This is a genomic window from Neisseria sp. HMSC055H02, assembly GCF_001813335.1.
Taxonomy (GTDB): domain Bacteria; phylum Pseudomonadota; class Gammaproteobacteria; order Burkholderiales; family Neisseriaceae; genus Neisseria; species Neisseria sicca_C.
Genome location: NZ_KV812060.1, coordinates 44323 through 58083, shown reverse-complemented (window position 1 = coordinate 58083; position 13761 = coordinate 44323). Strand labels below are relative to the sequence as shown.

General features: G+C 54.4%; 11 protein-coding genes. 9 read left to right on the top strand and 2 right to left on the bottom strand.

Annotation, left to right across the window (positions count from 1 at the left end):
* From HMPREF2907_RS00555 to HMPREF2907_RS00525, 7 genes are all read left to right on the top strand, one after another.
* A partial coding sequence (locus tag HMPREF2907_RS00555) for a spore coat protein U domain-containing protein (protein ID WP_318258962.1) occupies positions 1-685 on the top strand: 685 nt, incomplete at its 5' end.
* Between the two features lie 41 nt (positions 686-726).
* On the top strand, positions 727-1452 hold the full coding sequence (locus HMPREF2907_RS00550) for a fimbrial biogenesis chaperone (RefSeq protein WP_070679112.1): 726 nt from the start codon (positions 727-729) through the stop codon (positions 1450-1452).
* Positions 1453-1489: 37 nt separating this feature from the next.
* Positions 1490-3907, top strand: a complete 2418-nt coding sequence (locus HMPREF2907_RS00545; RefSeq protein ID WP_070679111.1) for a fimbria/pilus outer membrane usher protein — start codon at positions 1490-1492, stop codon at positions 3905-3907.
* A complete protein-coding gene (locus HMPREF2907_RS00540; protein ID WP_070679110.1) occupies positions 3898-5019 on the top strand; it encodes a Csu type fimbrial protein in 1122 nt (373 codons plus the stop codon). The genes HMPREF2907_RS00545 and HMPREF2907_RS00540 overlap by 10 nt, the downstream gene beginning before the upstream one ends.
* 197 nt (positions 5020-5216) lie before the next feature.
* Positions 5217-6095 (top strand): NAD(P)-dependent oxidoreductase, encoded by an 879-nt coding sequence (locus HMPREF2907_RS00535; protein ID WP_070679109.1) that lies wholly within the window; start codon positions 5217-5219, stop codon positions 6093-6095.
* Between the two features lie 245 nt (positions 6096-6340).
* A complete protein-coding gene (locus HMPREF2907_RS00530; RefSeq protein WP_070679108.1) occupies positions 6341-7342 on the top strand; it encodes a TraB/GumN family protein in 1002 nt (333 codons plus the stop codon).
* 114 nt (positions 7343-7456) lie between these two features.
* Positions 7457-8095, top strand: coding sequence for an alpha/beta hydrolase (locus HMPREF2907_RS00525; RefSeq protein WP_070679107.1), 639 nt, complete (start codon positions 7457-7459; stop codon positions 8093-8095).
* A gap of 257 nt (positions 8096-8352) precedes the next feature.
* Here HMPREF2907_RS00525 and parE read toward each other — a convergent pair whose 3' ends face one another.
* Both parE and HMPREF2907_RS00515 read right to left on the bottom strand, forming a co-directional pair.
* Positions 8353-10338 (bottom strand): DNA topoisomerase IV subunit B, encoded by a 1986-nt coding sequence (gene parE / locus HMPREF2907_RS00520; protein ID WP_070679106.1) that lies wholly within the window; start codon positions 10336-10338, stop codon positions 8353-8355.
* Positions 10339-10407: 69 nt separating this feature from the next.
* Positions 10408-10932 carry an RNA pyrophosphohydrolase gene (locus tag HMPREF2907_RS00515; RefSeq protein ID WP_003777150.1) on the bottom strand — a complete coding sequence of 175 codons (525 nt, stop codon included), beginning with the start codon at positions 10930-10932 and terminating at the stop codon, positions 10408-10410.
* A gap of 347 nt (positions 10933-11279) precedes the next feature.
* On the opposite strand from HMPREF2907_RS00515, the gene HMPREF2907_RS00510 reads away from it, so the two are divergent.
* Positions 11280-12074: a formate/nitrite transporter family protein gene (locus HMPREF2907_RS00510; RefSeq protein WP_070679105.1), complete on the top strand. Its 795-nt coding sequence runs from the start codon at positions 11280-11282 to the stop codon at positions 12072-12074.
* A gap of 118 nt (positions 12075-12192) precedes the next feature.
* Positions 12193-13692 carry a subtype B tannase gene (locus tag HMPREF2907_RS00505; protein WP_070679104.1) on the top strand — a complete coding sequence of 500 codons (1500 nt, stop codon included), beginning with the start codon at positions 12193-12195 and terminating at the stop codon, positions 13690-13692.
* Positions 13693-13761: the final 69 nt, after the last annotated feature.

The following is a 13761-nucleotide window of genomic DNA, read 5'->3' as shown; positions in this document are numbered from 1 at the left end:
GTCCTGCTACGAAGACTATGAACACGCTCTAAGGATAAATCCGATGAAAACACGTTTTACTTTAACTTCTCTGGCTTTGGCTTCCCTCATGATGATGGGCAATGCTGCAATGGCCGAAACTAAAGAAGGCCATTTCAACGTACACCTGAAATTGACCGGCACTTGCGAAGTTCTAACAACAAACAGCGCATTGAACAGTACAAAAATTACTACTGAAAGTCCAAGTCTAGCTGGGGCAGACATTGATTTTAGCACACATGTCGCATCATCAAACTCAACTGCTATTACCGAAAAAAACATTGGCGGTATAGCTACTGGTCTGAATATCCGTTGCAGTAAAAACACACTTTTCACAGTAGGTTTGGGACCTCAAAACGTACCAAGCAACAATGGTGAAGGCACAATGTGGGGCATCTCTCGTACATCAAAACAAAATAATGACACCGTTAACTATCAACTTCAAAAACCTGTCGTAAGCGGCTCAGGCATAAATGAAACAGTCCAAGAAACCAACAGCAACAATCCTTGGGGCAATTCAGGTGCCGACCTTCTTTCATTGACAGGACAGGGTTTAAGTGATGCCCAAGCAGTCAAACTCCCTGTATTTGCAACTGTCAAAGCAGGTGAATTAAACAAATTTATCGATACCTACCAAGACCAAGTCAAAGTAACCCGGTCCTACTAATCTAGGTTACTCCCTCAAAACAAAACAACTAAAAAATCCTCATGCAAAAAGCAATCAGCACACTCGTCGGTATGCTGACGGCGGCAGCAGTTTTACAAAGCCATGCCGCCGGCTTGCAAGTCAGTCCGACATCGCTTTCCCTGCCCGCCAAACAGCGGGCGGGCATTTTTACTTTGGGAAATACGGGTAAAGAGCCGTTGACGGCACAAGTACGCGTATTCCGTTGGGCGCAGGACGCAAATGGTGGCGAAATACTCGAGCCGACTGATGCCGTCATTGCCAGTCCGCCTATGGTCAAACTGGAAGCGGGTGCGCAACAGCAGTTCCGCGTGATGCGTGTCAAACCGTCCGACAAACAGATTGAAGAAGCCTACCGCTTGATCGTGGACGAACTGCCCTCGCCCAATGCAAAACCGCAAAAAGGTATCCAGTTAGTGATGCACTATTCGCTGCCGCTGTTTGTCAACGTTCAAAACAATGCCGAACCGAAGCTGCAATGGCGCGCGGAAAAAGCCGCAAACGGCAAAGCGGTTTTGGTTGCCGAAAATACGGGCAATGCCCATGCGCAACTGAGTAGTATTACCGTTCAGACAACCTCTGCCAAAGATCCGCTGATACTGGTAGGTGGTTTGGCGGGCTACGTTCTACCGAGCAACACTTGGAGACGCGAATTGGAAGTTTCCCCCGCTTCTTTGAACCAAGGTCGTCTGAATGTCACGGTAAACGGTATGCCGATCCAAACGGAGGTACGGTTTGCCGCCCCATGATCTAAGAACACGGCTGACGCGGTTAAGTACCGCGCTGATGCTGTGTTTCTACGCCCTGCCCTCTCCTGCTCAAGACATCCTGACGCAGGAGGCTTCTGCTGCCTACGAGCAGGCATGGCTGACCGTTTACCCGCAGGTCAAAGTCAACGGCAGCATACGCGACGGTATCGAACCTTTCATGTCGCGTAACGGCGTGCTGTATGCACGCCCCGAATCTCTGCGCGCCTACGGTATTGCCCTGCCCGACGCAGAAGCTGCCGAAGCAGGCAAAAACAGCGTTGTGCCTGAAATACAGGACAGTGCGTCCACACCCGGCGCGGGCGTATGGTTCGAACTCTCCACTATCCCCGGTTTGCAGGCAAAATACGATGCCGCCGCGCAAACCCTTGATCTCACCGCCCCCCTCGAATGGCAGCCCGACCTGAAAACCGCCCGAATCGGCGTGCCGCAGGAAAACCGCTACGCCATCGCCAAACCCGGCTTTGCCGCCGTTCTGAACTACGACACCAATATCTCGCGCAACAATTCCGGCAGCGGGACGCAGGGCGTTTTCGGCGAAATGCGCCTGAGCACGCCTTGGGGCTATCTGAACCACACCCAATTTGCCAACCGAAGCCACAACAAAGAAAGCGGCTCCCGCGGCAACACCGCCCGCCTGGATACCTACTGGCGTACCGTCTGGCCCGAACAAGGCATATCGCTGACCGTCGGCGACACCCTGACCGGACAAATCGGCTCATGGGGCGGCACACGCATCGGCGGTATCAAAATCTCCCGCACTTACAACACCCGCCCATGGAAACAAACCGCCCCGCTGCGTTCCTACCTCGGTAAAAGCACCCTGCCCGGCACGGTCGACCTCTACCTCGACGGCGTCAAACAAATGAGCCGCGACATCGAAGCGGGCGAATACGAACTCATCCTGCCGCCGTCCATCAGCGGCCGCAGCAACGCCCAAGTCGTCGCCACCGACGTACTGGGGCGCACCGTCGTCGTCGATATGCCGCTTTACGGCGGCAGCGGACTTTTGGCAAAAGGCTTGAACGAATGGTCGTTTGAAGCAGGCTACGTCCGCCGCGATTACGGCATCCGTTCCGCCAAATACCAATCCGACCCCGCCGCCTCCGGCACGCTGCGTTACGGCGTCAGCAATACCCTGACCGCCCAAATCCATGGTGAGGCTGCGCGCGGCTACCGTCAGGCGGGCATTGCCGCCGACACCGTATTGGGTTCGCTCGGACAACTCAATCTTAATTATGCCGAAAGCCGCTTTGCGGGCAAAACAGGACGGCGCGGCAGCGCGTTTTTCAGCACCCAATGGGACAGGCTCTCCTTCAGCGCGGGCGCAAGCCGTACCAACGGGCAATTTGCCGAACTGGGCGATACCGCATACGGCGCAGACTTTTTCAAAGCCACCCGCCATCCCGCCACATCCGCCTCCGCATCCGCAGGCTGGAGCAGCGACAAACTCGGCTCATTCAGCCTTTCCTACGTCCATTCCCACACAGAAGGCAGCCCCGCCGACGGCGTAGGCTCGTTCGGCTGGAGCCGCAGCTTCAAAAACCGTACCTCGCTCTACGCCGGCGCCAATAAAAACTTCCGCAACAGGCGCGAACTGAGTTTCCACGCAGGCCTCTCCGTCAGCCTCGACAACGGCTATTCGACCTCCGCAGGCATCAGCAGAAACAAACACAACAACAGTTATCAGGCAACCCTGAACAAAACCAGCAGCGGCATGGGCAGCACCAGCTGGGGCATAGGCTGGCAGCAAAACGACAACGCAAACGGCAGCCGCAGCAATACCTTCAACGGCAACATCCGCCATCAAAACACCTACGGCGACGGCTGGGCAAACGTTTACAGCCAAAGCGGCAACAGCAACTGGAACGCAGGCTGGAGGGGCGGTCTCGTCCTCATGGGCGGCAGCCTCTTCGCCACCCGCCAAGTCAACGACAGTTTTGCCGTCGTCAGCACCGGCGATATGGCGGACGTCCCCATCCGCGCAGGCGGCATGCCCGTAGGCAAAACCAACCGCAAGGGACTGGCACTGATCCCCAGCCTCTCCGCCTACCAAAAAAACACTGTCAGCGTCGATATCGCCGAATTGCCGCTGGACGTCCAGCTTGAACACACTGTCGCCGAAATCGCTCCGCCCGAACGCTCGGGCATGCGCGTCGAATTCAAAATCCAGCGTACCCGCGCCGCCACCATGACGCTGAAAGACGCACAAAACCAATTACTCCCGAGCGGCGGCAGCATTACTGCCGAAGACGGCACACCGGCAGCCGTAACCGGCTTCGACGGCAAAACATATATTGAAAACATGAAAAAAGGTAGAAACCGCTTCACCGTCATCCTCCCCGAAAACGGCGGCACTTGCACCTTTGAGGCGGACTACCCTGAAACACACAATCCGGATTCCATCCCGGAACTGGGAGACATCATATGCAGATAAATATAAAGAAAGGTCGTCTGAAAACAAACCCTGCAGGTTTCATTCAGACTTCGCGACTGCTCTACAAAACCATATTGCCCGCAGCCTTATGGCTGATGTTTGCCCCTGTCCAAACATGGGCGCACAATGGAGAGGTAGGCAACTACATATCATGTACCGCCTCCGTCAGCAGTATTTCTGGGGTCAGCGGCAATATCTTGTCATTCGGTAGCCCCGCACAAGGTATTAACCTGCTCGAAGGACAGATTCCTGAAGCCAAAGCCACCATCAGCTACTCATGTCAAAGTTTTTTGACAAGTACCTCTCATACCCGTCTGTGTTTCAATATCAATGGCGGCAATCGTTCCCCTTCACAAAACAATCCGAGGCTGCTTACCCACCCCAAACGTCCTACCAACACCTTACAATTCCAGCTCTACAAACCCGACGGCACCGTCTGGGGCAGCAACGCGCCCAACAGCAACGCCACACCCTATATGACTGATAAGCTGATTATTGGTCCCAAGGGTACCTTTTCAGGTCAAATTACCCTCACCGCCAAACTCCTCAACCATCAGGAAACCGCCTCACCTTACGCTGATGGCAGCCCGTATGAAGCTATCTTCAATGATGTATCGGCCTCGCTGAATTGGAATTCGACTTTTTGGAGTAAGCATCCCGCCAACTGCGGTACATATTACTCATCCAACGACAGTTTCCCTTTTACGGTACAGGCACATGCCAGCCCCGTCTGCGAATTCATCTCCGCCGACGACATCGACTTCGGCACACACACCGCCGGCAGTACCGACCTGAAACAGTCGGGCAACCTCACCGTCCGCTGTACCAACGGTACGCCCTACACCGTCGGTCTGATTCCTTCCAACGGCAATCAGGAAGGCAGCGGCGAGATGAAATCCGCCAATCCCGCCAACGCCGACAAAGTCCCCTACCGCCTCAAAAAAGGTAACAGTTCCGACTTCTGGGGCAACCAATCTTCGGGCACAGGCAGCGCGCAAAGATTTACCGGCGACGGCAGCAGCCAGACACACACCATCTCGGCAGAAGTCCAAAACACCGACTACACCCCGGGTGAGTATAAGGATAAGGTAACCGTCGATATCCGATACTGATCCGACGGGTCGTCTGAAAAGAAAAACAGTAGCGTTATAGCAACCGACAATCCGCCGTTATTCCTGTTTGCAATGGAATAGCGGCGGATGTTCTCATTTGGATTTCCCCAAAAAGACCGTTTGAAAGCCTTCAAAACTTTTCAGACGACCGCCAAACCGATATGATGGCAAATCAAACCCACAAAGGAGCAAACACCATGTCAAACAACGAATACACACAAATCGGCTGGATCGGCCTGGGACAGATGGGCAACCCGATGGTAACGCGCCTGCTCGATGCGGGCATCGAAGTCGGCGTTTACAACCGTTCACCCGATAAAGCCGCCGACCTGCAAACCAAAGGCGCAAAAGTTTACCCCAGCCGCGCCGAACTTATCCGCGCTTATCCCATTATTTTCCTGATGGTTTCCGACTACGCCGCCATCCTCGATATCCTTGACGAAGATACCCGAAAAGAGCTTGACAGCAAAATCATCGTCAACATGAGCACCATCGCCCCGTCAGAAAACCTCGCTGTCAAAGCAATCGTCGAAGCGGCAGGCGGACAGTTCGCCGAAGCCCCCGTCTCCGGCTCGGTTGTCCCCGCCACCAACGGCACATTACTGATTCTCTTCGGCGGCGAAGAAAATGTTTTAAATCCCTTGCAAAAAGTGTTCGGCATCCTCGGCAAAAAAACCTTCCACTTCGGCAACGTCGGCAAAGGCTCCGGCGCGAAACTCGTACTCAATTCGCTCTTGGGCATCTTCGGCGAGGCATACAGTGAAGCCATGCTGATGGCGCGGCAATTCGGCATCGATACCGACACCATCATCGAAGCCGTCGGCGGTTCTGCCATGGATTCGCCCATGTTCCAAACCAAAAAATCCCTGTGGGCAAACCGTAAATTCCCGCCCGCCTTCGCCCTCAAACACGCCTCCAAAGACCTCAATCTCGCCGTCAACGAATTGAAACAGGCAGGCAATTCGCTGCCTGCCGTTGAAACCGTTGCCGAGAGCTACCGTCAAGCCGTTGCAGCAGGTTACGGCGAACAAGACGTTGCCGGCGTTTACCTGAAACTGGCGGAACATCAGAAATAGAGTGGTCGAATCCGGCAGATAAAGGTCGTCTGAAACCCATATCCCTTTTCAGACGACCTTGCTTGTCGGCTTGGCGTATTGCAACCATTCAACTATAGTGGATTAAATTTAAATCAGGACAAGGCGTCGAAGCCGCAGACAGTACAGATAGTACGGTAAGGGCGAGGCAACGCCGTACTGGTTTAAAGTTAATCCACTATACATTGCACATCATCCCGTTGCCCGTATCTTTCAGAGGAAATTTCATGCGCCCATTCCTTTCCCTCCTTGCCGCAGGCTTTACCCTCCTTACCCTGACCGCCTGCCAACCCGAGGCAGAACATACTGCTTCCGATGAAAAAATCAAAACTGCTTCCGCTGCGTCTGTCGACTGGTCGGTACCGCAACTGTCCAGCAACGTTTGGAAAATCAGTAAGGCAGGACAGCCCGACTCTTACCTTGCCGGCACCATCCACATCGGCAAAAAAGAAGCCGTCCTATCGAAAGAAGCCGAAAACCTGCTTGCCTCCGTCGAACAACTGACCACGGAAACCGACGTATTGCCGGAAGAAAATCCGGAAACGCAACAACAATACCAACAGTTTTTCAACCAAGCCACCGACACCAAATCCCTGAAAGCCAAGCTCGGCGATAAAGCTTTCCAAGCCCTGCAAGAGGCCTTCCGCATAAATCCCGAAACCGCTCCCTTGGCGGAAGCTGTCGACGGCATGAAACCTTGGGCGGCATTCCTATTTGCCCAAAGCGTTTACCCCGCCGAATACAGCTCCACGACAGGCGTGGATATGCTGCTTTCCAAGGCAGCCCAAAAAGCAGGCAAGCCGCGCCGCTTCCTCGAAACCATGCCTCAATTAGCGGAAAGTTTTTCCGCCTTTCCCGAAGAAAGCATCATCCGTATTTTGAAAACAACAACGGACGACAACAAAGACTTTCTCGAACAAACCCATGAAATGTACGGTCTTTACGAAAGCGGTAACTTTGACGGTTTCGCCGATACCCATAAAAAATACGAACAGCAATCCCTGAAAAAATACCCCGAAATTGCCCCTTTGATGCTGAACTGGTTTCAAAACGACTTATTGGTCGGCCGCAATTTGAAATGGCTGCCTGAAATCAAAGCCCAATCCGCCGAAAAAAGCACGCTGTTCGCCGTCGGCATCATGCACCTGATGTCCGAACAAGGCTTGATCGAATTGCTGCGCAAAGACGGTTACGAAGTAACGCCCATGCCCAAAATATTGATGTGGTAACACAAACCACACAACAAAAGGTCGTCTGAAACCCGAACTCCCAGTTTTCAGACGACCTCTTGCGGGCAACAACATATGCCCATACCCAAACACCACCCCCCAAGGAAACCTCCCATGCAAAAACCCGACATCATCCAAATCGCAGGCCCCGCAGGGCTGCTCGAAACCATCTATCTTCCAGCCGTGCAAACACCTGCACGCGGCGTGGCAGTCATCAACCATCCCAACCCGCTGCAAGGCGGCACGAACACCAACAAAGTCATTCAAACCGCCGCCAAAGCCTTATCTCAGCTCGGTTTTCACTGTTACCTGCCCAACCTGCGCGGCGTGGGCAACAGCGAAGGTGTTCACGACTATGGACGCGGCGAAACGCAAGACTGTATCGCCGTCATCGACTACGCCCGCGCGCAACATCCCGAAGCCGAAAAGTTCGCATTGTCGGGCTTCTCCTTCGGCGGCTATGTCGCCACCTTCGCCGCCCAAGAGCGCGAGCCGGATTTACTGCTGCTCATCGGCGCGGCAGTACACCACTACACCGACCGCCCCGAACCCACTTCCGTTCCCAATATATCCAAAACTCTGATGATTCATGGTGCTGAAGATGAAGTCGTTGAAATCAGCAAGGCTTGGACATGGGCGGAACCGCAAGGTTTGCCGGTTATCACCATCGCCGGCTCATCCCATTTCTTCCACGGCAAACTCATCGTCCTGCGCGATACCATCACCCGATTCGTGCCGTCGGTTTTGGGTTAAGCAGATTCCCATATAAAAACGTCGTCTGAACATTTTCAGACGACGTTTCCAATATACAGCCCTCCACTCAGGGTATCGTTTTTCAGGGTTTGATGCCTTTTCTCCATTTACCTGGACCCTGCCTGCTGCCGCACAAATATAGGTCTCCTGCAAGCAGTCGTTCTTTCCATCAAACAATCTAAAGATAATTGAGAAAAGGTCGTCTGAAAACCCAAATCCGTTTTCAGACGACCTTTTTGCTTTTCAAACCAACGGCGTCAAATATCCAATTGAGCCGTATCGCCTTCGCGTTCCATCCATGCGCGGCGGGCGGCGGCTTCGCCTTTGCCCATCAGTTTGACGAAGATGTCGCGTGTTTCGTCATCCGCGCCTTCGGGGATTTGCACCTGCAACAGGCGGCGGGTGTCAGGGTGCATGGTGGTGTCTTTGAGCTGGTCGGGGTTCATCTCGCCCAAGCCTTTGAAACGGCTGATGGAGTAGGCAGTTTCTTTGACGCCTTCTTTTTGCAGCCGCTCCAAAATGCTGTCGAGTTCGTTTTGGTCGAGGGCGTAGAATTTGCGGGCGGGTTTGCTTTTGCCTTGTGCGTTGACATCGACGCGGAACAGCGGCGGCTGGGCGACGTAGATGTGTCCGTCGGCGACCAGTTTCGGGAAGTGACGGTAGAACAGGGTCAGCAGCAAAACTTGAATATGAGAGCCGTCCACGTCGGCATCGGACAGAATGGCGATTTTGCCGTAGCGCAGGCCGCTTAAATCGGGATGGTCGTTGATGCCGTGCGGATCGACGCCGATGGCGACGGAAATGTCGTGGATTTCGGCGTTGCCGAAAAGCTGGTCGGGGTGGACTTCAAAGCTGTTGAGCACTTTGCCGCGCAGGGGCAGGATGGCTTGGGTGGCTTTGTCGCGGGCGAGTTTGGCGGAGCCGCCGGCGGAATCGCCTTCAACGAGGAAGAGTTCGTTTTCGCGGATGTCTTCGCTTTCGCAGTCGGTCAGTTTGCCGGGCAGGACGGCGACGCCGCTGCCTTTTTTCTTTTCGATTTTTTTAACCGAACGCATCCGCGCTTGTGCCTGACGGATGGCGAGTTCGGCGATTTTTTTGCCAAAGTCAACGTTTTGGTTCAGCCATAATTCCAAAGGGTCACCCGATACGGCGGCAACGAGTTTCAGCGCGTCGCGGTTGGTCAGCTTGTCTTTGGTCTGACCTTGGAACTGCGGGTCGAGGACGCGGGCGGAGAGAACGAAGGCGGTTTTGCCGAACACGTCGTCGCTTTGCACTTTCACGCCGCGCGGTAGGAGGTTGTGCAGGTTGATGAAATTGTTGACGGCGTTGAACACGGCTTGTTTCAAGCCCGCTTCGTGCGTGCCGCCCAGCGGGGTGGGGATGAGGTTGACGTAGCTTTCGTTGGCGCACGAGCCTTCTTCCAGCCAGGTCAGGGCAAAGGCGGCACCTTCGCCGATGCTGAAATCGCCGTTGTGGTCGTCTGAAATGTAGTTTTCGCAGGAGAACAGCGGCACGGCTTCCTGCGCGTCGGCAATCAGGTCGGTCAGATAGCTTTTCAGACCGTCGGGGTAATGCCAGGTTTGGGTGTGCGCTTCGTCTTCGCCTTTTACCGGACGGGTCAGGGAAACGCGCACGCCCGGCAGCAGCACGGCTTTGGCGCGCAGCAGGCGTTCGAGTTCGGGGATGCTGTAATTCGGGCTTTCAAAATATTTGCCGTCCGGCCAAACGCGCACTTCGGTGCCGCTGTCTTTGACGGCGCATTTGCCCACTTGCGCCAACGGTTCGACCACATCGCCGCCGGCAAACACGATGCGGTGGATTTTGCCTTCGCGTTTGACGGTTACTTCGAGGCGGGTGGAGAGGGCGTTGGTGACGGATACGCCCACACCGTGCAGGCCGCCTGAAAAGGCATACGCGCTGCCGCCGTCTTTTTTATTGAACTTGCCGCCCGCGTGCAGACGGGTAAACACGAGTTCGACCACGGGCACGCCTTCGACAGGATGCAGCCCGACGGGAATGCCGCGCCCGTTGTCGCGCACGGAAAGCGAACCGTCGTCGTGGATGCGCACGTCGATTTCAGTGGCGAAACCGCCCAACGCCTCGTCCGCCGCGTTGTCGATGACTTCTTGGCAGATGTGGGTCGGGCTGTCGGTGCGTGTGTACATGCCGGGACGTTCTTTGACCGGCTCCAAGCCTTTGAGGACGGTGATGCTGGATTCGCTGTATTGGTTGTTTTTAGTCATAGGGGAAGAGGTCGTCTGAAAGGAAGAACAACGCTTTCAGACGACCTGAAAGCGTTGCGTTTCGTTGTTTTATCGGTTGTCAACAGGCAGGCGCGCGGTAAAGTCTTCGTAGCTTTCCATGCCGCGCAGGAAGCGGGAGGAGAGTTCTTTTAATGCCCCCAAGTAAACGTCGCGTTTGAAATCAATCACTTCGTCAACGGGAGCCCAATATTGGTGCCAACGCCAGCCGTCAAATTCGGGATGGTGGCAGGCGCGCAGATTGATGTCGCTGTCGCGCCCGACCAGCCGCAAAAGATACCAAATCTGCTTCTGCCCGCGATACGAACCGCGCCATTCGCGGCGTACCCAGTGGCTCGGCACGTCGTAACGCAGCCAGTCGCGCGTGCGGCCGACGATTTTGATGTGTTGCGGCAGCAGTCCGACTTCTTCGTACAGCTCGCGGTACATGGCGGTTTCGGGGCTTTCGCCCGGCTTGATGCCGCCTTGCGGGAACTGCCAAGAATGTTCGCGCACACGCTTGCCCCAAAAGACTTCGTTGCGGTTGTTGATTAAGATGATACCGACATTGGGGCGATAGCCTTCTCTGTCTAACACGGTGTCGCCCTTCGTTAAATTAAAATTAAATCATGCGATTTTCCCATAAATCGGGCAGGTTTGACAAATCGCGAGACCGTATCGGCGGGCATTTGAAACCGGATACGGCAGGTTCCTTCAAACGCATCTGAAACATATATACTTCCTGCCTTATCTCAATCACCCCTCATGTAATAATATTTCTTTTGAGCCAAAGCAAGGCAGTGCGACCGCATTTTAGGTTTAATACACTATTATTTTTTATCCGATAAGACCGTAAACCGGCATCCCCCGACACTGCCCTACCGCAACAGTTTTGCCGTCTTTCAAAAGCGGCGCTCCCACCTCAATCCACTTTAAGGAAAATCATGGCTTCGCGCGATTTATACCCACAGGAAATTTTACAGGTCGTCCTCGATAAAAGCTGTGCCAAGGCACAATCCAGCGTTTCCACGCTGGCGGTTTTGAGCGTTTTGGCGGGCGGATACATCGGCTTCGGTTATCTTGCCTATTTGAAAGTGGTCAGCGGCATTCCGCACGAATGGGGCGGTTTGGCGACTTTGCTCGGCGCGGCAATGTTCCCCATCGCTTTGATCTGCATCCTGCTCGGCGGCGGCGAGCTGGTGACAAGCAATATGATGATTATGTCTTTGGGGCGTTTGGCAGGGCGGATTTCTACGAAAATGCTGCTGCGCAACTGGGTTGTCGTATGTCTGGGCAATTTGGCGGGAACGCTGGCGATGGCGTTTTTCCTCGGACACTATGTCGGTATGACCGAAGGCAGCGTGGCGGAAAAAACGATTGCGGTGGCGGAAGCCAAAGTCCACATGGATTTCGGCAGGGCTTTCGTCTCGGCGGTCGCGTGTAACTGGATGGTGTGTATGGGCGCTTGGCTGCACTTTGCAGCCAAGCATACGGCAGGGCGGATGTTGGCGATTTGGTTTCCCGTGATGATTTTCGTATTAAACGGCTTCCAACACCTTGTCGCCAATATGTTCGTCATCCCCGCCGGTATTTTGGCGGGCGCAGACATTACATGGGGGCAGTTTTTCTTCAACATGATTCCCGTGTTTTTAGGCAATGTCTTAGGCGGCGCATCGTTTGTCGGTGCGTCGTACCTTTATACTTATAAAGATACGCTGAAAGATTGCGCCGAGTCTTGAATAGATTGGTATTGAAAAGGTTTAGAAACGCAAAGGTCGTCTGAAAACAGGATAAAACGTTTTCAGACGACCTTTGTCTTAGCTATCATCGTTCCGTTACCCTTTCAGAAAGCACATCATGAATACGCTGAACAAAACCCTGTTATCCGTTTCCGTCGCGCTGGGCTTAAACGCCTGCGCCAACGTCCAAACCGCCAAAACCTACGACTTGGACTTTTCCAAACAGAAATACACCGAACAAAGCATCGAAGTGAACGGTCAGGCGGTTAAATTCCGCGCTTACGAAAACGTGGTTTACGTCCGCAATCCTGTCGATACCCGCTACGAAATCATCAATATTTACGTCCCCGAAGCCTATTACAACGGCGGCGAGATAGACGGCTTTACCGCTGAAACCGCACCGATTTTCCTGCCCAACCAAATCGGCGGCTATATGCCTGCAGAACCGGGCAAACCTGCTTTAGAAGGCAAACGCGGCGAACCTGAAGACGGTCAAAAATCGCCGAACGCCGCGCTGACCGCCCTTTCCAAAGGCTACGTCGTCGCCTCCCCGGGCGCGCGCGGCAGAACGGAATCCACCGGCAAAGCACCCGCCGCCATCGTTGATTTGAAAGCCGCCGTCCGCTATCTGAAGGCCAACGACAAAACCATGCCCGGCGATGCCGAAAAAATCATTTCCAACGGCACAAGCGCGGGCGGCGCGATGTCCGCCCTCTTAGGCGCAACAGCCGACCAAAAAGATTACGAAAACCACCTCAAAGCCTTAGGCACGGCGGAAGGCAGCGACAAAGTTTTCGCCGTATCCGCCTACTGCCCGATTACCGACTTGGACCATGCCGACATGGCTTACGAATGGCAGTTCAACGGCGTTAACGACTATAAAAAAATGAACATTTCCATGCTCGACTACCGCGTCAAACGCGAGCTGGTCGCCGGCACGCTGACCGACGACGAGAAAAAACTGTCCGACCTCCTCAAACCGCTATACCCCGTCTATCTCAACAGCCTGAACCTGAAATCCCCCGAAGGCAAACCCCTGACGCTGGATGCCCAAGGCAACGGCAGCTTTAAAAACCATATTGCCGGCCTGCTCGCCCAATCCGCCCAGACCCAGCTTGACGCAGGCAAAGACTTGAGCGACCGCAAATGGCTGACTGTCCGCAACGGCAAAGTCGTCTCCGTCGATTTCGATGCCTACGCCAAAGCCGCCGGACGGCAAAAAACACCGCCTGCCTTTGACGGCGTAGATTTGAGCGCGGGCGAAAACCAGCTTTTCGGCACCGATACCGTCGATAAACGCCACTTCACCGCGTTTTCCATGCAACACAATACCGCCGCCAACGCCGAAATCGCGGACGAAGAAACCGTCAAAATCATGACCCCGCTCAACTACATCGGCAACCCGGGCGCGAACCTGCCGCAAAACTGGCGCATCCGCGTCGGCACCAACGACCGCGATACCTCGTTGGCAGTCTCCGCCATATTAGCCGCCAAACTGCAAAACAACGGCTACACCGTCGATTACGCCCTGCCTTGGGATGTCGGACACGGCGGCGATTATGACCTGGACGAACTGTTTGCCTGGATGAAGCAAATCAGCCGCAGCCCTGCGAAATAACGCCCATTCAGACAAATAAAAAGGTCGTCTGAAAACCAAAATCTTGGTTTTCAGACGACCTTTTGTTTC

Excerpts from the sequence above, each read along its gene's own strand:
- HMPREF2907_RS00510 (WP_070679105.1), top strand. The coding sequence starts at position 11,280 with ATGGCTTCGCGCGATTTATACCCACAGGAAATTTTACAGGTCGTCCTC.
- HMPREF2907_RS00540 (WP_070679110.1), top strand. The coding sequence starts at position 3,898 with ATGCAGATAAATATAAAGAAAGGTCGTCTGAAAACAAACCCTGCAGGT.
- HMPREF2907_RS00505 (WP_070679104.1), top strand. The coding sequence starts at position 12,193 with ATGAATACGCTGAACAAAACCCTGTTATCCGTTTCCGTCGCGCTGGGC.
- HMPREF2907_RS00545 (WP_070679111.1), top strand. The coding sequence starts at position 1,490 with ATGCTGTGTTTCTACGCCCTGCCCTCTCCTGCTCAAGACATCCTGACG.
- parE (WP_070679106.1), bottom strand. The coding sequence starts at position 10,338 with ATGACTAAAAACAACCAATACAGCGAATCCAGCATCACCGTCCTCAAA.
- HMPREF2907_RS00535 (WP_070679109.1), top strand. The coding sequence starts at position 5,217 with ATGTCAAACAACGAATACACACAAATCGGCTGGATCGGCCTGGGACAG.
- HMPREF2907_RS00550 (WP_070679112.1), top strand. The coding sequence starts at position 727 with ATGCAAAAAGCAATCAGCACACTCGTCGGTATGCTGACGGCGGCAGCA.
- HMPREF2907_RS00530 (WP_070679108.1), top strand. The coding sequence starts at position 6,341 with ATGCGCCCATTCCTTTCCCTCCTTGCCGCAGGCTTTACCCTCCTTACC.
- HMPREF2907_RS00525 (WP_070679107.1), top strand. The coding sequence starts at position 7,457 with ATGCAAAAACCCGACATCATCCAAATCGCAGGCCCCGCAGGGCTGCTC.